This is a genomic window from Paenibacillus sp. UNC451MF (genome assembly GCF_000686845.1).
Lineage (GTDB): Bacteria > Bacillota > Bacilli > Paenibacillales > NBRC-103111 > Paenibacillus_S.
The window spans coordinates 66080-87082 of record NZ_JMLS01000013.1; the positions used below are offsets into that span (position 1 = coordinate 66080).

21 protein-coding genes are annotated in these 21003 nt (G+C 49.3%); 12 read left to right on the forward strand and 9 right to left on the reverse strand.

The window, feature by feature from the left end:
- Window positions 1–14 precede the first annotated feature (14 nt).
- From BP97_RS0115500 to BP97_RS0115515, 4 genes are read left to right on the forward strand one after another with little or no spacing between them, the layout of a single operon-like run.
- Entirely contained in the window at window positions 15–1229 is a 1215-nt protein-coding gene (locus BP97_RS0115500) for a HEAT repeat domain-containing protein (protein ID WP_028549919.1), read from the forward strand.
- Complete coding sequence (locus BP97_RS0115505; protein WP_028549920.1) at window positions 1226–2686, forward strand: glycosyltransferase family 2 protein; 1461 nt, start codon at window positions 1226–1228, stop codon at window positions 2684–2686. The genes BP97_RS0115500 and BP97_RS0115505 overlap by 4 nt, the downstream gene beginning before the upstream one ends.
- 59 nt (window positions 2687–2745) lie before the next feature.
- Window positions 2746–3561 carry a response regulator transcription factor gene (locus tag BP97_RS0115510; protein WP_028549921.1) on the forward strand — a complete coding sequence of 272 codons (816 nt, stop codon included), beginning with the start codon at window positions 2746–2748 and terminating at the stop codon, window positions 3559–3561.
- A gap of 37 nt (window positions 3562–3598) precedes the next feature.
- Window positions 3599–5818, forward strand: coding sequence for a hypothetical protein (locus BP97_RS0115515; RefSeq protein ID WP_028549922.1), 2220 nt, complete (start codon window positions 3599–3601; stop codon window positions 5816–5818).
- Window positions 5819–5856: 38 nt separating this feature from the next.
- Here BP97_RS0115515 and BP97_RS0115520 read toward each other — a convergent pair whose 3' ends face one another.
- The gene (locus BP97_RS0115520; RefSeq protein ID WP_028549923.1) at window positions 5857–6189 is read right to left on the reverse strand and encodes a helix-turn-helix domain-containing protein; all 333 of its coding nucleotides are present in this window, start codon (window positions 6187–6189) and stop codon (window positions 5857–5859) included.
- Window positions 6190–6333: 144 nt separating this feature from the next.
- On the reverse strand, window positions 6334–6504 hold the full coding sequence (locus BP97_RS40225; RefSeq protein ID WP_231506313.1) for an anti-repressor SinI family protein: 171 nt from the start codon (window positions 6502–6504) through the stop codon (window positions 6334–6336).
- 312 nt (window positions 6505–6816) lie between these two features.
- Here BP97_RS40225 and BP97_RS0115530 point away from each other — a divergent pair, with 312 nt between their 5' ends.
- A complete protein-coding gene (locus BP97_RS0115530) occupies window positions 6817–7674 on the forward strand; it encodes a sugar phosphate isomerase/epimerase family protein (protein ID WP_028549924.1) in 858 nt (285 codons plus the stop codon).
- Window positions 7675–7789: 115 nt separating this feature from the next.
- On the forward strand, window positions 7790–8011 hold the full coding sequence (locus tag BP97_RS0115535) for a DUF2905 domain-containing protein (protein ID WP_028549925.1): 222 nt from the start codon (window positions 7790–7792) through the stop codon (window positions 8009–8011).
- 133 nt (window positions 8012–8144) lie between these two features.
- Here the strand turns inward: BP97_RS0115535 and BP97_RS0115540 are convergent, their stop codons facing one another.
- Complete coding sequence (locus BP97_RS0115540) at window positions 8145–8681, reverse strand: TQO small subunit DoxD (RefSeq protein ID WP_028549926.1); 537 nt, start codon at window positions 8679–8681, stop codon at window positions 8145–8147.
- Window positions 8682–8894: 213 nt separating this feature from the next.
- Here BP97_RS0115540 and BP97_RS0115545 point away from each other — a divergent pair, with 213 nt between their 5' ends.
- The 3 genes from BP97_RS0115545 (at window position 8895) to BP97_RS0115555 (ending at window position 12532) form a co-directional block, all read left to right on the forward strand.
- Window positions 8895–9998 carry a DUF3048 domain-containing protein gene (locus BP97_RS0115545; RefSeq protein ID WP_051620623.1) on the forward strand — a complete coding sequence of 368 codons (1104 nt, stop codon included), beginning with the start codon at window positions 8895–8897 and terminating at the stop codon, window positions 9996–9998.
- A gap of 103 nt (window positions 9999–10101) precedes the next feature.
- Window positions 10102–11382 carry a Gfo/Idh/MocA family protein gene (locus BP97_RS0115550; protein WP_028549928.1) on the forward strand — a complete coding sequence of 427 codons (1281 nt, stop codon included), beginning with the start codon at window positions 10102–10104 and terminating at the stop codon, window positions 11380–11382.
- Window positions 11383–11650: 268 nt separating this feature from the next.
- A complete protein-coding gene (locus BP97_RS0115555; protein WP_028549929.1) occupies window positions 11651–12532 on the forward strand; it encodes a glycoside hydrolase family 43 protein in 882 nt (293 codons plus the stop codon).
- A 67-nt stretch (window positions 12533–12599) separates the two neighbouring features.
- On the opposite strand, the gene BP97_RS0115560 is transcribed toward BP97_RS0115555, so the two are convergent.
- The 4 genes from BP97_RS0115560 to BP97_RS0115575 form a co-directional block, all read right to left on the reverse strand.
- A complete protein-coding gene (locus BP97_RS0115560; protein WP_028549930.1) occupies window positions 12600–13739 on the reverse strand; it encodes a Ger(x)C family spore germination protein in 1140 nt (379 codons plus the stop codon).
- The gene (locus tag BP97_RS0115565; RefSeq protein ID WP_036745964.1) at window positions 13736–15268 is read right to left on the reverse strand and encodes a spore germination protein; all 1533 of its coding nucleotides are present in this window, start codon (window positions 15266–15268) and stop codon (window positions 13736–13738) included. Before BP97_RS0115565 ends, BP97_RS0115560 begins: the two co-directional genes overlap by 4 nt.
- Window positions 15265–16353, reverse strand: a complete 1089-nt coding sequence (locus BP97_RS0115570) for a GerAB/ArcD/ProY family transporter (protein WP_028549932.1) — start codon at window positions 16351–16353, stop codon at window positions 15265–15267. Before BP97_RS0115570 ends, BP97_RS0115565 begins: the two co-directional genes overlap by 4 nt.
- Window positions 16354–16500: 147 nt before the next feature.
- Window positions 16501–17835, reverse strand: a complete 1335-nt coding sequence (locus tag BP97_RS0115575; protein WP_028549933.1) for an aminotransferase-like domain-containing protein — start codon at window positions 17833–17835, stop codon at window positions 16501–16503.
- A 125-nt stretch (window positions 17836–17960) separates the two neighbouring features.
- Between BP97_RS0115575 and BP97_RS0115580 the strand changes: the two genes are divergently transcribed.
- The 3 genes from BP97_RS0115580 to BP97_RS36425 all read left to right on the forward strand — a co-directional run bounded on the left by BP97_RS0115580 (window position 17961) and on the right by BP97_RS36425 (window position 20204).
- Window positions 17961–18911 (forward strand): DMT family transporter, encoded by a 951-nt coding sequence (locus BP97_RS0115580; RefSeq protein ID WP_028549934.1) that lies wholly within the window; start codon window positions 17961–17963, stop codon window positions 18909–18911.
- A 105-nt stretch (window positions 18912–19016) separates the two neighbouring features.
- Complete coding sequence (locus BP97_RS0115585) at window positions 19017–19652, forward strand: TetR/AcrR family transcriptional regulator (protein ID WP_028549935.1); 636 nt, start codon at window positions 19017–19019, stop codon at window positions 19650–19652.
- Window positions 19653–19688: 36 nt separating this feature from the next.
- Window positions 19689–20204: a DUF4188 domain-containing protein gene (locus BP97_RS36425; protein ID WP_051620624.1), complete on the forward strand. Its 516-nt coding sequence runs from the start codon at window positions 19689–19691 to the stop codon at window positions 20202–20204.
- Window positions 20205–20299: 95 nt separating this feature from the next.
- Here the strand turns inward: BP97_RS36425 and BP97_RS39720 are convergent, their stop codons facing one another.
- Both BP97_RS39720 and BP97_RS0115600 read right to left on the reverse strand, forming a co-directional pair.
- Window positions 20300–20464 carry a DUF1328 domain-containing protein gene (locus BP97_RS39720; RefSeq protein ID WP_028549936.1) on the reverse strand — a complete coding sequence of 55 codons (165 nt, stop codon included), beginning with the start codon at window positions 20462–20464 and terminating at the stop codon, window positions 20300–20302.
- 63 nt (window positions 20465–20527) lie between these two features.
- Window positions 20528–20974: a YflT domain-containing protein gene (locus tag BP97_RS0115600; RefSeq protein WP_028549937.1), complete on the reverse strand. Its 447-nt coding sequence runs from the start codon at window positions 20972–20974 to the stop codon at window positions 20528–20530.
- Window positions 20975–21003 lie beyond the last annotated feature (29 nt).

The following is a 21003-nucleotide window of genomic DNA, read 5'->3' on the forward strand; positions in this document are numbered from 1 at the left end:
GAGGAGAGAAACGTATGGAGATGGAGCCATTACAAGAAACGGCTTCCGTATTGTACGTACTGGGAGCCGTAATAGCCGGCGGCTTCGGCGTCTTGGGGCTGCTGCGATTCCGCAATCAAAGGAACGCAAGGCAACTAAGCCAAAGTCTTGCCAAACATCAGGACTATTTTGCCTATTTGAGCGTCCAGATTGACGAGGCCGAGGCTCTATTGCCTCCACCTGGGTCCTTATCCCAGGTGGAGCTTCGAGCAGTACAATCCAAGCTGCTGGAATGGATCGAAACGATTCACGGCCGACACCGTGACAAGCTAACAGCCCTATGTCGTGATATGGGACTGATCGAAATGGAGCGTCGGCGATTGGACAGTCCTTGGCACTTAGTTCGTGTCGAGGCAGCTTACCACTTAGGCGTAATGCGCGCCGGTGAATGCACCGAAGCGCTGCTGGAGCTGCTGGAGCGCGAGACAACGGAGTCGACCGCGTTCGTGATCGCACGTGCGGCCGCCAAATGCGCGCAGAAGCCGGACGAGCTGCATCGGCTCATGTCGCTGCTCATGAAGCAACATCCTCATGCTCTGCAGCTAACAGCGGATATCCTCTCCGCATCGTCGATGGATCCGGCGCCCCTATACGCTGGGATACTGGACAACGAAACGGACGAAGCCATGCTAAGGCTAGCTTTGGTCGGCTTGTCCGGCGGGAACCGTCCGTACAGCTTAGCGGCATTGGACCGCCTGCTGCTGTCGGATGCCGCGGATGTGCGGATCAGCGCAGCTAAGCTGCTGCTAAAATATCCGCAGCTTCTGCCGCCAGGCCGCGTTGGCGAGCTGCTCGGCCATCCCGATGGGGAGATCCGGGCCGCCGCCGCGCAAGCGGCTGGTGAGCATCAGCTGCTGTTTTATATCGAACCGCTGAAGGCGTCACTCACCGATCCTTATTGGGAGGTACGCTATTTCAGCGCCCAAAGCTTGAGTCGTTTCGGTCTCGAGGGCTTCGAGGCCTTGTGCGAAACGGCACGCGATATGAAAGCGGGGCCGGCTCAGGATACGGTGTGGAACGCCATTCATGAGGCGATGGACCGGTCGGCTGCGGCCGCTGCGCAAGAGGTGCAGCAAATTCCTCAGAATAACGAGTTGTCCCGCTTGTATCGAACGATTTTTCAACAAAACTACACGAGCCTTCCCATCACGGCAGAGTCCCATCGGTTCGTAGAAAGAGGAACCGGATGAGATCATTCTTACTGGATTATGGCATTGCAGCCACTTACTTAATTATCGGGTCCAGCCTGTTATACATGTTCATCCTGGCTGTATCCCATCAGAAAATGCTATCGCTGGTCAAAAGCACCATGTACTCCCGATACAGGGAGCTCGCAGGCTCTGAGCACGTGCCGCCCGTATCGATTCTGGTCCCTTCTCATAATGAGGAGCTGACGATTATCGAGAGTGTACGCTCGTTGATGCTGCTGGAGTTTCCGATCTACGAAGTCATCGTCATCAATGACGGGTCCAGGGATCGTACCCTGCAGGTATTAATTGAGGAGTTCGACTTGAAGCCGAGCCGATTGACTCACTATCAAACTCTCGTCGAATCCAAGCCGATTCGGGGCATGTATCACAACCCCCTGTATCCGAAGCTGATTGTCATTGATAAAGAGAACGGCGGCAAAGCGGACGCATTGAACGCCGGCATCAATGTCGCACAGCATTCTCTTGTTGCGACCATCGACGCCGACAGTTTATTGGAAAAAGATGCGCTCATCCGCTTGGTCAAGGTTTACATGGAAAATCCGGAGGAGCATATTGCTATCGGCGGCAATGTGCGTATCGCCAACGGAAGCACGGTAGAAGACGGTCGAGTTACTTCCATTCGCTTGCCGAACAAATGGCTTCCCGCCCTGCAATATGTGGAATACATGAAGGCTTTCCTCGGCGGGCGGATCGGCTGGAGCTCTGTGAACGGGCTCTTGATCGTATCCGGCGCCTTTGGACTGTTCCGCAAGGACTGCTTGATTGAAGTCGGCGGCTACGAAGAGGATTGTCCCGGCGAGGACATGAATATCGTCATGAAGCTGCACCAGAATAGGCTTGCGCGGAATTTGCCATATAAAATCATTTTCTGCCCCGATGCCGTTTGCTGGACACAGGCGCCCGACACGCTCGGCATCCTGGGTTCGCAGCGCCGCCGCTGGATCCGAGGTACGTTGTGGAACGTGATCCGATTCCGTTCCATGCTTTTTATCCCGAAATATAAGGTCATTGGTTGGCTATCGCTGCCTTATACCATCTTGTACGAAACGATTAGTCCTTATATTCGACTATCGGGACTGGCAGCGCTAGTCGGTTATGTGTTAATGGACATGACGGAGCTTCCGGTACTGCTAGTTTTCCTGCTTGCGAACCTTCTGATTGGGCTCGTCTTCACTCTAGGCTCCCTCATTATCGAGGAAATTGCCATGGGGCGCAGGGTTAGTGGTCCGAGTCTGCTTCGCATTCTAGGCTTGTCTGTCATCATTTCTATTTATTACGACCCAATGAACGCATGGTGGAAATTGCACGGCCATTGGGATTATATGCGGCGAAACAAAGGTTGGGGGAATATGGTCCGTCGCAGCTGGACGGGAGACACGGCGAAGTCAGGTGTTTCCGCTCCTGAGTCCAACGCTTCGAAGGCACAAGCCATCTGATCGCTTGCTTACTACTTATCATCTCAATCAACTCTCGAAACGAAATGGAGTGAACCTATATGAAAACCTCAGTGTTATCTCAATCCGTAGGGTCAGATCGACTTTATCATCAAATCAACCAAGTACTGAAATCCTCAGCAGGATGGAACAGCTGTGGGGTCATTACCGCCCATTCTCGCCTCCTGCGATCCATAGAGCTGCAGGATCTGGAGACACGCTTGAAGATGGAGGATTTGAACTTGACGGTGCTGTCCGCATATGAAGCAGATGAAGAGCTTCTCACCTTACTGCTTCCGGGACAATCACTTTCCTTCACCCATTATTTGGCTATAACGGTAAAAGCATTCCTTCAAGACGCTGGATTTCTGTCCGGCAGTCTTGCGGTTGCAAGCTTCCCTGAGAGCTCTCAGCTTACGCCGGAGGCGCTTGGTGATTTCAAAGCCTTGTTAGGAGAGGCGGACCGTAGCAATCTTGAAATCGCCATCTATTCAGGACAGCCTATAGGGGCTGCAGCCCCTAGCATCGTCATGGTAGAACCGAATGGCGATCTGCAGGATTTTCTCCATATGCGCCTCGGCCACCAAGGGTACGATGTTCATCCTGCGCAGGATGGTCTGGAAGGACTGCGGCTCATTGAGGCCGTAAAGCCTAAGCTGGTTCTTACGGAGCTGATGCTTCCCGCGCTCGACGGATACCAGCTCATTCACCGCGTATCGCAATCGGAGCAAGCTCCAGATTGCCAAGTCGTTGTAATGACCGATCTGGGCGTGGAGCAGGATGTATACAAATGCTTCGAGCTCGGCGTGGCAGACATTATCCGTAAGCCGTTCTCGCCGGTGGAGCTGGAGGCTCGACTGCGAAGATTGCTTGCTTGATCGAAAAGAATAGGGAGTAGATAAGGAGTTCAAAGCCATGAAGGGTACACGCTTCCCCGTCACCTGGCTGCTGCGCCTGATTGCGGTTGTTCTCGTCGGCACCCTCATCTGGCATTACTGGCCTGCAAAGAAGGTCGAGAGCATGAAGAGCGCCGACGGATCGCACATCAAGTTTCGCACCCAGGATGACCACATCGAAATGTACGATAAACAGCAATGGACTCCTTTTTTCGCAAAAGGAGTCAACGTAGGCGCAGCGCTGCCGGGGCATGACCCAGGGGAGCTGCCTATATCCAAGGAAACCTATTTGAAATGGTTCCAGCAAATTAAACAGCTTGGCTCGAACACCATTAGGGTATATACCATTTTATCTCCGGCCTTCTATGAGGCCTTGGTAGAGTACAATCAGAAGCATGCGGACAATCCGCTTTACTTTATCCAGGGAATCTGGACGCCCGAGGAAGAATTAATCGAGAAAAAAGATGCTTTCTTGGACGACATCTACCAGCAATTTGAAAATGAAATTACACTGGCCGTCGGTGCTGTCTATGGGACCGTCGAAATTCCGGAGCGCTTTGGCAAAGCCAGCGGAGCGTATCGCTCTAACGCCGGCCCTTATCTGCTTGCCTGGCATTTGGGCACAGAATGGGAACCGAATATGGTGAAGAACACCAACGATAAGCATAAGGACAAAACCGGATATCAAGGCACCTTTATATCCGCCAAGCCTGAAGCGAGTCCGTTCGAAAATTGGCTGGCGCGACTGCTGGACCATCTGGCTGTACAGGAAGAGCAAAATGGCTGGAAGCATCCGCTCACGTTTACGAACTGGGTGACTACCGATCCATTAAAGCACCCTGGAGAAATTCTGATACAGGAAGACATGTCCAGTGTGGATGCGACACATCTTGATGCCACAGGCTGGCAGGGCGGTTACTTCGCATCGTTTCACGTCTATCCGTATTATCCGGACTTCTTCCGGTTGGATACGACTTTGCAGGATGTCAAGAATTCGGATGGCACCTTCAACACCTATCGAAGCTATCTGCATCAACTAAAAGCATACCATAAGGGGCTTCCCGTCATGATCACGGAGTTTGGTGTTCCATCCTCCCTCGGTATCGGACATCTGGCTAACATGGACCGCAATCAGGGTGGGCATGACGAAGCCGAACAAGGACGGATTAACGCAACGCTGCTGCAGGATATTCATGCCGAAGGAATGGCCGGAGGCATCGTATTTTCATGGCAGGACGAATGGTTCAAACGGACGTGGAACACGATGGAATTCGAAATCCCGCAGGCACGTCGTAAATATTGGCACAATGTGCTTACGAATGAGCAGTATTTTGGTCTTGTTGCGGAAGCGACCGGCAAGGAGGGAGTACTTAACATCGATGGCGACAGCAGCGATTGGAACAAGCTCAAGGCCGAGGACAAGCAAGTGCTTCAAGGGTCCTATCCGGGCTATAAATCGATAACTATGACGCATGATGAAGCCTACGTCTATATCCTGGCGGAGCTCGCCAAGCCGTTCGATCCCGAGCATGAGCTGTTGAATCTGGGAGTGGATACGGTTCCCGGCGGCAACAAGCATGCGCAGGAGCTTGGGGGACGTCAATTAGACGAAGGTCTTGAGACGCTCATCACGTTAGGCAAGGATAACGAAAGCGAAGTGAAAATCGCATCCAATTATGATTTTCACACCCGTTTATATGGTAAGCTGTATGGCATGCTCCAGGTGAAGCCGGAGGAAATGAAGGATGATTCCGGTTTGTTTCACCCGTGGAAGCTGGCGGTCGGAATGGAGATGATCCCTCCCGACTCAACCAAATACAATCCGTTCGAGGATGTGTCTGCAGGCCGCTTAATTAGAGGGACAACAAACCGCACTTCACCGGATTTTAATTCTCTCGCGATGTGGCAGGCCAAAGGAAGCACGGTCGAACTGCGTATCCCTTGGATGCTGTTAGGCTTTACCGATCCGAGCTCCTTGCAGGTAATGAGCTACGAAGAGAAGGACGGAAAGCTGACAGCGACAACGACCCAAGGCATTCGTCTCCTTCCATGGATTGAGCAGCGAAGCGAACAAAACGCTCCGCCTGCGGCTGGGGGAGCAGCTGCCGAAACCGTCTCTGTATCCAAGCTGCCGCTCTACCGCTGGCCTGTCTGGAATAAGGTCGAATATCACGAAACATTGAAGCAAAGCTATGATCTCATGAAAGCTGCGTTCGAACAGATAAAAAGCCCTTCCTGAGGCAGAAAGGACTTTCAGCAATGCCCCTGCTTCAGGGGCTACTCTTGTTTGTTACGCGAATTGCGCCATTTGTTGAATTCCAAAAATTCCGCAAACTGATCCTTGCTGACGCCGGAAGCCTTAGCTTCCCGTAACAGCTCCAACCACTCCTCATCGAGCTGTCCTTGAGGGGTGGTTTCATTATGCAGCAAGGTTTCCACTGAAACCCCCAGTACCTGACTGATTTTTTCCAGAAAATGAACCGAAGGATTCGATCTCAGATCTCTCTCTATTGAACTCAAATACGATTTGGCTACACCGGCCTTCTCGGCCAGCTCAGAGAGAGAAAGCCCTTGCGCCAAACGCAATTCCTTGACTTTTTTGCCAAACATGGTCGTGACCCCTTTATTCTCTTTCGTCAATTATATAATATCATTATATTTAACAAAGAATAAGCCATCTGTGGTTTATTTTATTGTAATCGCTTTCATATCGATTTAAAAAAGAAGAATCCGCGGATTCTATAAAAAAAGAGCTTATTCTTCTTCTTGGTTACGAGCGTTTTTCATCTTTATGTTTGTTTTTTTACATTCATTGAAAAATTGCCGGACTTCCTCAGTAGAAAGTCCCGAATCACGGGCGGCGATCATCAGGTGAAACCAATTCATATCCTGACTTTTTGTATGTAGCGTCGAGGACAATGTCATAATCCAATCCCTCCTGGTTTCGGAAATTTGGCACATTATACTGTTCGGCCACTGTTCCCGATTTTAGTCGTCAGAGCGTAGCCTTTGGGACATTTTTCCTCAAATAGCGACACGAGGATGGACCTTCTGAGGCCCAAGGGAGCGCATATTCAGTGCGAATTATAAACACTTGTGAAGAACAGTCCTCAGCTAGAATTAAAATAAAATAATCAGAATTTTGAAAATGTTCACGTTAACATAGATAAAAATGCTTCATCCTGTTATAATTTTATTAGCAAAACCGAAGTCTAAAAATAAGCTGGAGGTTCAATGATGAAACTTTCCGTATTTACTGTTGTTACACCGGACCTGTCACCCGAAGAATTAGCTGCTGCCGCCAAAGAAGCAGGAATTGAAGGCATCGAATGGCGTTTTAAAGAAGTTCCCGACGAGTTTAAAGAAGAGAAGCCGTCCTTTTGGCGCAACAATCTGTGCTCGATTGATCCTTCTGCATCGGATGAAGAAATTGAACGCTTTGCACGTGTAGCCCGTGAGTATGGTCTGCAAACGATTAGTGTTACACCTTACTTAAAGGCTGGAGATATTGAAGCTACGGAGCGCGTGCTGCAGGTTGCTCAAAAGCTCGGTGCAAAAGTGATCCGTGTTGGCGTACCTAACTATGACCGTTCGACTCATTATAACGAGCTGTTTGATCTTGAAGTTCGTTATTTAGAAGCTGTTGAGCCTTTGGCTAAAAAATACGGCGTGAAATGCCTTGTGGAGACTCACCACAATACGATCATTGCCAGCGCATCCGCGGCACTTCGTTTGGTAAGTCGCTTCGATCCAAATCACATCGGCGTATTGTTTGATCCGGGTAACATGGTTCATGAAGGATACGAAAACTTCCGTATGGGTATGGAGCTGTTAGGACCTTACCTGGCACATGTTCATATTAAAAATACAGGCTGGAAAAAAACGGACGTTCGCGAAGACGGCTCGCAGGGCTGGACTTCCTACTGGGAACCGAACCTGGAGGGTGTCGTGAACTGGAAGCAAGTACTGAGCGACCTGAAAGCAATTGGCTACGACGGTTACCTGGGCGTAGAAGATTTCAGCGGCAAGTACAGCTCCAAGGAATTACTGAAGCAGTACGGCGAAGAAGTTCGCGGTATTTTGGCTTCCATTTAATAAGTTTGCAGCATAGCCCGCAGTCGGTTTATTCCGTCAGCGGGTTTTTGGTTTATTTGGGCAAACGGTGATAATATAGAAACAATATATCGAAAAAAGGAGTCTGGCGAGTGCGATGAATCCTGTTGCCAAAATGCTCATTATCGGTGGTATCGTTATGATCGCTGCAGGCCTGCTATGGACGGTCGGAAGCAAGTATTTGCAAATAGGCAGATTGCCCGGCGACATCGTGGTGGAGAAGGAGAACTTCAAGTTTTATTTCCCGGTCGTAACTTGTATCGTTATTAGTGTCGTATTGTCGCTCGTTATGTATGTGATTCGATGGTTTACGAAGTGAGCTAGCACCGCTTGTGTTAGGATGAGATGGGATGGACGTACCAAGTAGAAGGCCGGGCCCGTTGAGGGTCTCGGCCTTTTTTTGCTGGGGTTCACCGAAAGCGTTATTCTGCTTGGCTGACTTCACACTATTTTTAAACGTGGTGTGGTTTCATCGGTCCGGTTCCCGTTGCGGTTGGCTTGTGACCGTCGTGATGCATTTTGCGGAGCAGGTAGGGAAGGACGTAACGGTCTAGTCCATAACGACCGGCATTAGCTCCAGCGGCAAGCACGAATACCGTAAGCAGAACCATTTGAACGTTCGTGCTGGTCGAGCCCGAGAACAAGAAGGCGAAGTTCATGACAGCTCCCATTAGGGCGGCGAAAGTAGTAAAGAGGCCGAGCAAGAGGGCTATCCCCACTAATATTTCTCCCCACATGACGAGAAAATTAAATAGCTCAACATGAGGCAGCGCTACCTTGTTCAAGAATGCTGCCCACCAAGGCTGAACGACAGGGTGATCGCCGACGGCCTTTTTCACCGCTCCTGCAAGAAAACCTTGAGCATCGAACGGCTTGTCGCCACTTAGCTTTTCAATCCCGGCCGTAAGCCACGACCACCCAAGATAAAGCCGAAATACGAGCCAAAGCACCGAAGAGATTTTATTTTCTCTAAACCATGTCATGAACATGTAGATCATCTCCTTCATTTATTTGTCTTTATCATACTCTTCTTTTATTGGGTTTCATGTGAAAATAATCACAAACTTTAAGAAAATTTTGGATGGCTTGTGAATGGGCTTTTATTTGGGGGAGGGATGGGCATAGCAAATATATCTTCTACTTTTGTGGTTAATAGAATATATAGATTAGTAGATAACGGACAAGTAGAGGTGAAAAGCATAATGATTCGCACACGATGCAATGACGCTGCGAGCAGGCGGCTCCGCACCGGCCTGCTGCTCGCGCTCGCGGCCAGTCTGCTGACGGCATCAGCAGGCTGCGCCGCCAACAAGCACGACGCCGCAAGGCCCGGCGTCGATGCTGGCTCCGCCGCTGCCGTGACACAGCCTCCCGGCAGCGGCGAGCAGAACCAGCCGACTGCGGCGCAGCAGTCGGTGGGGTACCGCTTCCCGCTGACGGGGCTCGTCAGCGGAAAGCCTATCCATGACCGACCGGTGGTGGTCATGGTGGAAAATGCGCCGCAGGCCCGGCCGCAAAGCGGACTCGATCAGGCCGATCTCGTCTACGAGATATTGGCCGAGGGCGAGATCACGCGCTTTGTGGCCGTGTACCAGGCTCAGGCGCCGAAGGTCATTGGGCCGGTGCGCAGCATCCGGCCGTATTTCGTCAAGCTGGGCGAAGCGCTTGACGGCGTCATCGTCCATGCGGGCTGGAGTCAGGATGCAATGGACCTGATCGCCGAGCATAAGCTCGAGCATCTCGACGAGGTGTATGGCGACAGCGCGTATTACTGGCGGTCAAGCGAACGGAAAATGCCGCACAATTTGTACACCAGCATGGAAAAGATACGTCAGGGGACAGCTAACAAAAAATTCCGTATGGAATGGAGCCTTCAGGGAGCCTCATACGCTTTTGCATTGGAAAAATCGCAACTCTCATCGGGCAAGCCGGTTGCGAAGGCGACGATTAACTATATTCGCGGCTATAACGTCTCGTACGAATACGATGCCGAGAGCGGCTTGTACAAAAGGTTCATGGAAGGAAAGCCGCATAACGATAAGGAAACCGGCAAGCAGCTGACCGCAGCCAACATTCTGGTTTGTGAGAGTAAGCATCAAATTCTCGATAATGAGGGGCGTCGCGATGTCGATGTGACTGGGCCGGGCAAAGGCTATTTACTGCAGGGCGGGCTGATGCAGGAAGTTACGTGGGAACAGAAGAATGGGATGATCCGTGCCTTCTCGGACGGTCGTGAGCTGTCGATGCAACCGGGCCAAACTTGGGTACAAGTGATCCCGGAGGGTTGGGGAATCGGCACCCATTGATATGACCGAAAATTTCAGAAATAATGATTGAATCCATCATAAATCTGCGTTATGATTTCCTCGGGAAGATGTTATCCAACGTTGATCAAAGGAGAGGATTCGGTTGGCTAAAGGAGTGTCAGAACCGCTATCCGCGGTTTTAATAGGGGCGGGACAACGATGTATGATCTATGCTTCTTATGCAGAGAAGCATCCTGAAGAGCTTCGCATATTGGGTGTCGTGGAGCCGGACTTAGAACGCAGAAAGCTTGCCGCAGCACGTTTTGGTATTGAGGTTGATCGCTGCTTTGACACCGTGGATCAATTGACAGCGCTTCCTCGATTCGCGGATGCCGCCATTAACGGAACGATGGACGAGCTGCATGTGCAAACTACGATTCCATTGCTTGAAGCCGGTTATGACGTACTGCTGGAAAAACCGATCGGAGTGACCGAAGAAGAAGTGCTGGAGCTGAAGCGTACCGCGGACGCAAAAGGGCGCACCGTGATGATTTGTCATGTGCTTCGCTACGCTCCTTTTTACACGGCCATCCGTGAAAGGATTGCAGCAGGGGAGATTGGTGAAGTCGTAAACATCCAGACCTCCGAGCATGTAAGCTATCATCATATGGCGGTTTCGTTCATTCGCGGTAAATGGGGCTCGCAGGAAAAGTGCAAATCGTCGATGCTGATGGCCAAATGCTGTCATGATCTTGATTTGATCACTTGGCTGAACGGAGATGCCCGTCCGATCAAGGTCAGCAGCTTCGGAAGTCTTTCGCATTTTCGCCCTGATAAAGCGCCGGAAGGAGCAGGAACTCGCTGCTTGACTGATTGCAGTATTGAAGAATCCTGTCCATATTCGGCCAAGAAAAACTATATCGAGCAGGGCCGCTGGGGCTTCTATGTGTGGAACAATCATCATTTGGGGGCTAAGCTGAGCACCGAAGAGAAGCTGGAATCGTTACGCACCGATAATCCGTACGGACGCTGCGTATGGCACTGCGACAATGATGTCGTGGATAGGCAATCCGTCATTATTGAGTTTGATAATGGCAGCACCGCATCTCATAATATGATCGGAGCCACTCCGAAAGCTTGCCGTATCCTCCATATTATTGGAACGAAGGGCGAAATCGAAGGGGTTATGGAGGACGGGCATTTCGTAGTCCGCCATCCGGATCCGAGACAGGGGCATAACTACACGGAAGAGCATGTGAAACTGAGCATTACGGATGACGGTCACGGTGGTGGAGATTTAAGGCTTGTTGAGGATTTTGTCAAAATGCTTCGCGGCGATCAGTCCTCCGTCATGTCTACGACACTGGATCAATCCATTTCCGGTCATCGGATCGGATTTGCCGCTGAACGCTCACGGCTAGAAGGGCAAGTCATCTTATTGTAGCCTTTTGTAATGAAAATGAAATCTATTTTTCATCTTAGATTAATGTTGCAAGCCTATAATAATAAGTGACCCCCCTTTTCATATAAATACATTGGATGAAGATCCGCAGCCCCGTTGGCTTGCGGGTCTCTTTTTGTTCATGGCGTTATTCACCCGGCTGAACCTAGCTACAATAATTTCCATTTTCCAAGTATAATAAGCTCATATAGATGGAAACCGTTGAGGTATCGGGCGGAGTAGCCGCCTAAGCCTAGAAAGGGAGAATTGAATGAAGAGACTAGACGACATACATCTTCGCGATCCTTTTATTTTACCGGTGGAGAGCGAACGCAAATATTATTTATACGGAACCTCGGGTGAAACCGCTTGGACGGGGAAGCCGCAAGGGTTCGACGTTTACATAAGCGATGACTTGGTGAACTGGGAGGGTCCCCACCGGGCTTTTCGTCCGGACGCTTCATTCTGGGCGGACCGCCATTATTGGGCTCCAGAGGTTCATGAGTGGAAGGGCAGCTATTATATGTTCGCCAGCTTTAAATCGGAGGATCGCTGCCGTGCAACGCAAATTCTTGTAGCAGATCGCCCGGAAGGCCCTTTTAAGCCGCATGGTAACGGCCCTGTAACACCTGCTGATTGGGAATGTCTGGACGGCACTTTGTATGTGGATCGCTCAGGAGAGCCTTGGATTGTATTTTGCCACGAATGGCTGCAGGTCAAGGATGGCGAAGTATGTGCATTGCGCTTATCCTCAGATTTGACAGAGACGCAGGGCGATGTGATTACTTTGTTCAAAGCTTCGGATGCGCCATGGGTGAGGCCGGTTCGGGAAGGGGACACGTTCGTGACGGACGGGCCTTTCTTCTACAGCTCCAAAACAGGAGAGCTGCTGCTCCTATGGTCCAGCTTCGGAGAGCAGGGCTACGCAATGGGGATCGCCCGTTCTTTGAACGGAGATATTAGCGGTCCCTGGATTCACGAAGCGGAGCCGGTGTACCGCAAGGATGGAGGCCACGGGATGCTGTTCCATGGGCTATTGGGCGGTTTGATGCTGACGATTCATTTGCCGAACAAGAATCCTAACGAGCGTCCGCATATTTTTCCGGTTGAGGATTGCGGAGGCACCTTAAGTGTTGGGGCACCGATAGTTTAACCGTCCCCCCAACAAAACACAGCCCCCTAATGGCGGGGGCTGTGTTTTGTTGCTGCTTTTCACAAGCTTACTTTTTCTCCTTCAACATGCCCGAATGCAGTAATTGGAGCTGGACATCAATTTGTTCCAATGATTCTTTATCCAAATCAAGCTGCTCTTCGGACAGGTTTTTCCAGTCCTTGTAATGCTGAAGATACAGGGCATATTTTAGCTGTAGTACGTCAGCATGAAGGGGGAGCCCTTTTTCATAAGTGGCTCTGACTTCATTCTGAATTATTTTCTCTGCCGCTGCCAGAAGCTGTTTTTCCGGCGTGTTTGCAAACAACTCGACGACATTGCCTTGTAAGGAAATTTGCAAATCGTATTTGGGATGGCTGGAGGGATTTTTCACATCGATATGGACTAAAGGGTCTTCGAGTGATACGACCCCCAGTAATTTACCATCCTCCTCCACCTTTAGCGGGGATCGGAGCGTTTGGCCGGTTACCCACCGCAGTCCTTTCAAATCCTCTTGGTTTAAAGACCCTTTCATTTTTTTGCCGCTCAAAATAAAAGCGCCGTCCCATTCCAGTTTCTGTTCCGGCTTTCCATTTTTCTCCCACTGATTAGGATTGGTCGATAAAATAGGCAGGAGGACCGTTCTTGCCGGCTCATAATAATCTCCCAGAAATGTCATGTATTGAAGCGGGAGAATCCAAGAATGCTGCTTATAGTTGGCAGCAGGCGAATGCGCTATCGTCTCGCGGGGAGACAGATTGAAGAAAGCAGGCGCATTCATAATTTCCGTAATGGGTTTCTTGGTGGCAAATACCCACGGAGTAAAACGGATTTCCCGGAATCGTGTTATAGCGTCGACATATCCGCCCGGCCATTGCTTCAATGCTCTTTCTCCTATGATGATGGTTGTCACGTGACTCCAAATGATTCTTTTCTGTGCCGTGTTGTAAAGATCGTTCATGGCCAGATTCAGCGATTCGCCTTTTCCTTTGCCTATCCAGGTAGCTGCCTTATTTCTGCCTTGAGGACTTTCCTGTTTGGCTATCGTTGAAAATTCCATCAATTGAGCATAGACGATATAATTCGGTTTTTCATAATCAAGGCCGATGGAGGTGATGTAGTTGATTTTTTCAACGTTCTGAGCATCCCAGCAGCCGCTAATTGACCACATGGCAACAAATAGGCTTACAAGTATTCCTATACGCTTCATTCTGGATCGGTTCTTTCTCTAGTGGAATCGATCGGATCCAGCATCCCTGGTCGATGCTTTTCAGAGCCCCAGGGCATCGCCAACAGAGCGGGGATCAAGCTCCTGAACGTCACTGGGGACAGCGGTGCGAGATAAGGGAGGCCAAAGGAGCGCAGCCCGGACAAATACACGACTATGAAGAACAACGATATGAAAAAACCAAACAAACCTACAACAGAGGAGCATACCAGAACGAAAAGCCTCAAAACACTCACGGTGCCGCTTAATGACTGGTTGACCAAAGTAAATGTGGCGACAGCGGTTACGGAGGATGCAATCAGCATGGTAGGAGAAGCCAATCCGGCGCGAATCGCTGCATCCCCAATAATGAGTCCTCCCACGACAGCGATGGTTTGTCCAACGGCCTTCGGAAGCCGTATGCCGGCTTCTCTGAAGATTTCAAACAAAAACAGCATTAGCAGCGCTTCGAGCGGTGCCGATGTTGGGAGACCTGTACGAGATGTAACGATGGTTGCCAGCAGCGGAAAAGGAAGCTGCTCCATATTGAAAGTGCTTAAGGCAACCCAAAAGCCTGGCGTGAATATGGCTACGAACAATCCGATCAGCCGCAATAATCGTTCAAAGCTGACAAAGTAAAAGGTAAGATGCAGATCCTCCGGCGATTTGAGCTGTTCTGTCAAGTTGGAAGGGGCAATAAGTGCCATGGGTGAACCGTCCACGATAACGGCAAAGCGCCCGCGAAGCAAGCACTCGGCTATAAAATCAGGTCTCCCGATATAATCGATCAGGGGAAATAAAGAAACGGAACGGTCGGACAGCCCTTCTTCCAGCTGAGCGCTGCTCAGTAAGGCATCTACATGGATTCCTCGGAGCCGTTTACGCGCTTCTTGAATCGTGTTGGGGTTGGCGATGTCCCGAATGTACATAAGAGATACCTTGGTCTGGCTTCTTGTCCCTATTTCGAAAGGTTCATTGCATAAGGATGGCGTACGCAGTCGTTTGCGGACCAAGGCAATATTGGTTGAAAGTTCTTCTGTGAAGGCGTCCCGGGGACCCTTAAGCGAAATCTCCGTTGCCGATTCCTCCGGCGTCCTCTGCGGAATTTGCGGTATACAGACTGTGTAGACCAGTGATAAAGCCTCAAAAACGATGATGAGATGACCGCTGAATAAGCATGTAAACATGCTATCGTCGTCTCGAATCGATTCAAGCTGGAGCAAATCAGTCAAATTTTCCGTAATGGACTTCCAATCGGAGTGTTCGTTGATGCTTATAGTTAAGTTAGGAATAACCCACTCCAGCATTTGCTTGGAATCGATCATACCTTCGCAATAAACGAAAACTACTTTGGGACATGCCTCATTGGTATAGTTGTGGCTAACGACACTTACGTCTGCCGAATGAGCGAAATAAGAGCGAAGCATCGCTTCGTTCCATTGAGTCAGTGTTTTGGAAGGCTGACTTCTAGCCAAAGGTGCGGTTGTACGTTCATTATCCAGCGTTTTACGGATCCAATGAAGAAGGTTCATAAGCTTCGTCCTTTCTTCTTGCTTTTTACAACTACGAGTGTAATGAGGATCAGCGAAACAGCAAGTGCTGCATAGAAGGTTATCGCGTAATAGTCGTGAATATAGGCAACGTAAGTCATATCACTGATCGGCAGCAAGCAGAGAAGGAACAGACATATGCTGATCAGATTGATGATGAGTTGACGTCTGCGGGGTTGTCGAATCTGGAACAAATCGATGATCAGAAAGATCGACAAGGAAACTCGGATGAAGCTCCCGGACAGCCATTGATAGATGGAGAAAAAATCGACGTGAGCTACGTAATCTCCAATCGTTACGAGCCTCCATTGTTCATAAGCAGGATAACGCAGAATAGCGGCCTCTTCCGGGCCGAAGGCAGCAATAGATCCCATGAGAGGACCTAGAGTCAATCCACACATCACGGAGAGGAGCGCAAATAAGTGGACCCATTTGACCGGACGGCTCAGTAAATGCTGCATTAGCACGACGATAATCAGCTCAATAAACCCTCCTCCTATGTAAATCATACATTGAGCAATGGAAGAAAGGTCGCTTGTGATCATCGGAAATAGCAGATTATACCGCTTGTATTGGAAATTGGCTCCCATAACGAAATACCCGAGAATCATGACGAAGGGTAGAAGTACCCCTGCGGTAATTGCAATTGATTGGATGCCTTTGCTTGCTGTGTAGCAGCAAAGCATCATTAGGCTGGCAACGATGACAAGAAGCGGAGTTTGGGGTAAATAGGACACCTTGGTCCAAGTTGCGGTTTCTTTCAGCGCGATGAAAGCAATGGAAAACAAATATACGGCGGCGGCACATTGCATCAGTCTCGCAAACCAGACTCCGACATGGCTCTTAAGCCAATCGACGAGATTGGCCTGGTTTGTTTTTCTTGCTATTGCAAATGGAATCCATATCCAGGCAATGAAAAATACAAAGGCAGCCAGGACACTGATCCAGGCATCCCTCTTGGCTGTTTGCAGCAGCAGAGGAATAACGGTGACGTGATTAGCCAGCCCTATGGTCATTGTAAGAAGAATGCACAATTGGAGCACGGAAATTTTATTGGATGAGTTCATGTTCGTCAGGTCAGCTCCCTTATCTCACTCTAGCAGTCATATCCATAAAGGGTGCGTTTTAGACTTGGATTTTGTCGAATGAGGTCAAATTAAAGACCGCCTCGACGTTCAGGCGGCCTTACAAGGTGCTGCTCATTTTAGCGGGAATTATCGGCGCATTCTGCGGATGGTTCCGGCAATCAAAATAACGGCTTGTTCAATATATTCTTCCTTCACATTGGAAATATTTAGCTTGATTAAGCTTTTCTTGGGGAAATCGGACAAATAATGAGCATCGGCTGAATCCAGCTTTACGTGCTGTCTCAACAAACGCTCCTTTAACGCAGGGGTGGAGAAGGGCTTGCCAACTGCGATGTGAGTATGAGCCCCCTTGTACAGACGGGCAAAATCGATGTCGCCCTCACGTTCTAGAGCATTTGTCAAAAGCTCCATACGCCGCATGTAGGCCGCTTGAATTTTTTGCTTATGCCTCTCGAACATGCCGCTTTGGATATAAATTTCAAGAGCAGCCTGGGAGAGCATAGAGCTGTCGATATCCTGCAGCTTCTTATACTTGTTAAAGGTGTCTGCAAGCAGATGCGGAACTACAGCGGCACCGACACGCAATCCCGGAAACAATATTTTCGAATAGCTTTTTAAATAGATGAGATGAGAGGATTGGTCGTAGGCATAGACGGGATCCGACTTGGAATCGTCCTCCAGATCAGCTAAGTAATCATCCTCTACAATATAGACGTCATATTTCCCTGCCAGCTCGGCAAGGGCTTTTTTCTCGCGGGTGGAATAAGAGGTTCCTAGCGGATTGTGGAACCGGGGCATGGTGTAGAACAGCTTGATATTCCCGGTGCGAAACAGCTTCTCCAGCTCATCGAAATCGATCCCCTGCGAGGTCCGTTCAATGCCTATGACTGGAATGCCGTGAGTTTCCAGCAGCTGAATCAATAAATGGTAGCTCGGCTGCTCAATAAGCACGGTCTCCTTTTGATTCGGAAAAGGCATGGTAGTTAAAATAGCCAACGCTTGCTGTACACCGGAGGTAATGCAAATTTGGTGCGGCTCCGCAAACACTTGGTAATTAGCAAGATGCTTCTGAAGCACGCGGATGAGAGAGGGAAGTCCGCTCGGTGTACCGTACTCGAATAAATCGTTCTGGTACATATCGATCGCTTTATTGATACAGTGCTGAAAATCGATATAAGGGAACACGCTCGAGTCCGGTGCCGCGGAGGCCAGATCTATCATCGTCGGCTGCTCCTGCTGCTCGGATCTGTTGTCACGTTTGACTACGTAGTAGCCGCTTTTAGGAATCGAATAAATAAGGTGTCGACGCTCCAGCTCGTTGTAGGCGCTGATAACCGTACTTTTGCTGCAGGCATACTGCTCGGAGAGCATCCGAATAGGAGGGAGCTTGTGTCCGTCTTTGAAGTCTCCGCGCTCAATGCGGGCCTCCATGTCTTGGATAAGCTGAACATACTTTAGCACTGAACGCTCCTTTCTGCATTCTGTATCGGTACAGATGGCGGTTATTTAGGTTGTATGAGGTTTGCTGCTAACTTATAGTAAAGGTGCCGGCCGGCAATATGAGATGAATGGCAGGAGTGATCGTGATGTTCAGAAGTACGCAAGTAAAAGCTTATCTGGCTGCAGCCTTGTACGCCATCATTATAAGTTTGTCGTTTCTATTTGTAAAATTGGCGCTCACCGTATCGGACCCTATGGATGCTATGGCGCATAGATTCACCATTTCCTGGTTGGCTATAAGCATTCCCGTTCTTTTTGGATGGGTTCGACTCCACATAAGCTGGAAAGACATTCTGCGGATCTTGCCTTTGTCTTTGTTGTATCCGGCGATGTTTTTCAGCCTTCAGGTATATGGATTAAGCTACAGCTCCTCATCTGAGGGGGGCATTATTCAGGCCACGGTGCCGATATTTACGATGATACTCGCTGCGATTTTTTTGAAAGAAAGGACGACTTTATGGCAGAAGCTATCCGTTATGGTGTCCGTAGCCGGGGTCGTTTTTATTTTCATCATGCAGGGAGCTGAGCTTGCGGCAGATCATCTGATGGGCATATCCTTGCTGGTGCTGTCCTGCCTGTCGTTTGCCGGATATAACGTGTTGGCGCGGCCTTTAAGTCAAAAGTTCAAAGCGATGGAAATATCCTTTATTATGCTGACCATCGGCTTCGTATGCTTCAATGGAATGGCTCTTGTCAAGCATGGCTTGGATGGCAGTATTCAGACTTTTCTCCAACCGTTAACTTCTCCCACGTTTGTGCTGTCTACGTTGTATCTTGGAGTTCTGTCTTCGTTAGTCACCACCTTGCTGTTGACGTATGCGATTTCACGGCTGGAAGCATCCAAGCTAAGTGTGTTCAGTAACTTGTCCACGTTGATTTCCATGGGAGCTGGGGTCGTGTTCTTAGGTGAAAAGCTGGAATATTATCATGTGATCGGTGCCGTTATGATTGTGGCGGGGGTACTCGGAACGAATTTTTTGGATAAAGTAAGATTGGGTTCGAGGATAGGCTTGAGGGCAAAGAAGCAGTCCATGTAAAAGGTTGTGTTAAGACTTATTTGGGAAAATTTGTTGACTTAAAAGTTAACTTGTGTTAACTTATTTATATAAGTTAACTTTTGTTGTGAAGGGATTTTACTAAAATTGAAGGAAAATGCAATAGCTTTGCGGGAGCTGAAAAAGGCCCGAGCCAAGTTGGCTCTATACGAAGCAAGCTTGGAGCTGATCGGCGAACGATCGTTTAGGGAAGTGTATTTGGAGGATATTTGCCGCAAGGCAGAAGTGTCTAAGGTGACGTTCTTTAAGTTTTTTCGGCAAAAGGAAGATGTACTCGTTTATTACATGCGTGTCTGGCTGACGGATCGGATGATTGAGCTAGAGAAGGAGCCTAAACGGGGGCTTGCCGCACTGCGGCATATTTTCCACGATGTGGCCGAACGTGCTAAGAAATGGCCCGGCTTGATGTTAAGCTTAATCAGCTTTTTGTGTGAAATGAAGATGCACCCGTGCATGCCTGAGCTGAGTGAGGCGGAGGTATATCTGCTGTTCCCCGATCATATGGAGCTGGGGCGACAGGACCCGAATCTGTTTGAGCTGTATCGGCAGTTCATGGAGGAAGCTCATGCCGATGGTGAGCTGAGGGAAGGAATAACGGCTGCGACTGCTGTACAAATGGCCTTCACGATCTTTTACGGCGCCTTTCTCACGGCCCATTTATATCGCTCGGAAGATGTCATGAAGGTGTATGACGAACATTTGAAGCTGTTAATTCGCAGTTAGCAATCTATATACCTATAGAAGGGCGTGAATTGCATAATGTCTAAGGTTATCCCAGGAAGATATACGGCGCAGATGGATGGCTCGTTCGTTGTTTTCATCATCGGGATGCGGATTAACAAGCTGTGGGCGGTACATAAGTGGGTGCCTGTAATGAAGGCAATGCCCAAAATGCTCAAGGAGCTGTATCAAAATCGTGACCTTGGATTTTTGTCAGCCAGCTATTTCCTCACTTGGCGTGGTATTACCGTAGTTCAATATTGGAGAAGCTTCGAGCAGCTGGAGCATTATGCAAGACACGGAGCCATTCATTTGAAAGCATGGCGTGAGTTCAACCAAAAGGTAGGGAAAAGCGGAACCGTAGGTATCTTCCATGAGTCTTATTTAATTGATGAGGGAAAGCATGAATGCTTTTATAGTAACATGCCCGTGTTCGGCTTGGCCCAGGCAGGCTCACACATTCCCGTGACGAATAGAAGGGAAAGTGCTCGTGAACGGCTGGATGCCAGCAGGCACGGCGCAGGCACAGGAGAACATACGGAAGCGTCCGGGTAAGGACGTACGGTGCATAAAAAGGAGCTGTACCCCAATCGCGTTGGGAAACAGCTCCTTTTAACCCTATATACTATCCTAAGCAGGTTTATCGCTTATCAGGCTGAAGGTCTTCGACCCATGATTAACGTGATGACAAACAAGATTAGGAATATGACGAACAATATTTTGGCAATACCGGCTGCTGCGGAAGCAATCCCGAGAAATCCGAAGACTCCGGCAATGATCGCAATGACTAGAAATAAAAGTGCCCAGCTTAACATATGCCTCACCTCCTGAAATTGGCTCAATGAGCGGTTATTATCGGTTATCTAGCAGTTGATCTGCTATCGCAGCGTCCCGTCCGGTCCCATAGTGTCGGATAGATAAAGCCCTGCGGGCGGAACAACCGGCTCCTCACGTTGCAGATTCCGGCGGCGCGCATCCTCGAGGTCATGACGATCGATATCGTCGTACCATACCATAACAAGGATCTTACCTTTGTCCAACTCTGCTTCAAAATGATCGGCTTCATCCTTGGTTAGGCCAAGCGAATGCATTTTAGAACGCAGCTGGTCTCCTCTGGAACGGAACAAGTTTGCGAAGGTATTTGCAATCCCTTCTTCGTATAAACCAACCTTGTTCGTATCCATCAGGTCAGTTAGGCCTTCGGTCGTTTTGTCATCGTGGGCCAGCACGTAGATTTCTTCGAGTGCATAGCCTTCCCTTCGGAAAGAACGAATGGCTTCAATTGCTTGCTCTTCTGTCATGACCAGCTTCACTTTGTTGTCCATGGTAATCCCTCCTTAGAGTTTTCAAGATA

Bases quoted from the DNA above. Each gene is read 5' to 3' on its own strand.
- BP97_RS0115515 (WP_028549922.1), top strand. From the start codon at position 3,599: ATGAAGGGTACACGCTTCCCCGTCACCTGGCTGCTGCGCCTGATTGCG.
- BP97_RS0115560 (WP_028549930.1), bottom strand. From the start codon at position 13,739: ATGAAGCGTATAGGAATACTTGTAAGCCTATTTGTTGCCATGTGGTCA.
- BP97_RS0115500 (WP_028549919.1), top strand. From the start codon at position 15: ATGGAGATGGAGCCATTACAAGAAACGGCTTCCGTATTGTACGTACTG.
- BP97_RS39720 (WP_028549936.1), bottom strand. From the start codon at position 20,464: ATGTTAAGCTGGGCACTTTTATTTCTAGTCATTGCGATCATTGCCGGA.
- BP97_RS0115510 (WP_028549921.1), top strand. From the start codon at position 2,746: ATGAAAACCTCAGTGTTATCTCAATCCGTAGGGTCAGATCGACTTTAT.
- BP97_RS36425 (WP_051620624.1), top strand. From the start codon at position 19,689: ATGTCTAAGGTTATCCCAGGAAGATATACGGCGCAGATGGATGGCTCG.
- BP97_RS40225 (WP_231506313.1), bottom strand. From the start codon at position 6,504: ATGACATTGTCCTCGACGCTACATACAAAAAGTCAGGATATGAATTGG.
- BP97_RS0115600 (WP_028549937.1), bottom strand. From the start codon at position 20,974: ATGGACAACAAAGTGAAGCTGGTCATGACAGAAGAGCAAGCAATTGAA.
- BP97_RS0115505 (WP_028549920.1), top strand. From the start codon at position 1,226: ATGAGATCATTCTTACTGGATTATGGCATTGCAGCCACTTACTTAATT.
- BP97_RS0115580 (WP_028549934.1), top strand. From the start codon at position 17,961: ATGTTCAGAAGTACGCAAGTAAAAGCTTATCTGGCTGCAGCCTTGTAC.
- BP97_RS0115570 (WP_028549932.1), bottom strand. From the start codon at position 16,353: ATGAACTCATCCAATAAAATTTCCGTGCTCCAATTGTGCATTCTTCTT.
- BP97_RS0115565 (WP_036745964.1), bottom strand. From the start codon at position 15,268: ATGAACCTTCTTCATTGGATCCGTAAAACGCTGGATAATGAACGTACA.
- BP97_RS0115520 (WP_028549923.1), bottom strand. From the start codon at position 6,189: ATGTTTGGCAAAAAAGTCAAGGAATTGCGTTTGGCGCAAGGGCTTTCT.
- BP97_RS0115530 (WP_028549924.1), top strand. From the start codon at position 6,817: ATGAAACTTTCCGTATTTACTGTTGTTACACCGGACCTGTCACCCGAA.
- BP97_RS0115535 (WP_028549925.1), top strand. From the start codon at position 7,790: ATGAATCCTGTTGCCAAAATGCTCATTATCGGTGGTATCGTTATGATC.
- BP97_RS0115545 (WP_051620623.1), top strand. From the start codon at position 8,895: ATGATTCGCACACGATGCAATGACGCTGCGAGCAGGCGGCTCCGCACC.
- BP97_RS0115540 (WP_028549926.1), bottom strand. From the start codon at position 8,681: ATGTTCATGACATGGTTTAGAGAAAATAAAATCTCTTCGGTGCTTTGG.
- BP97_RS0115555 (WP_028549929.1), top strand. From the start codon at position 11,651: ATGAAGAGACTAGACGACATACATCTTCGCGATCCTTTTATTTTACCG.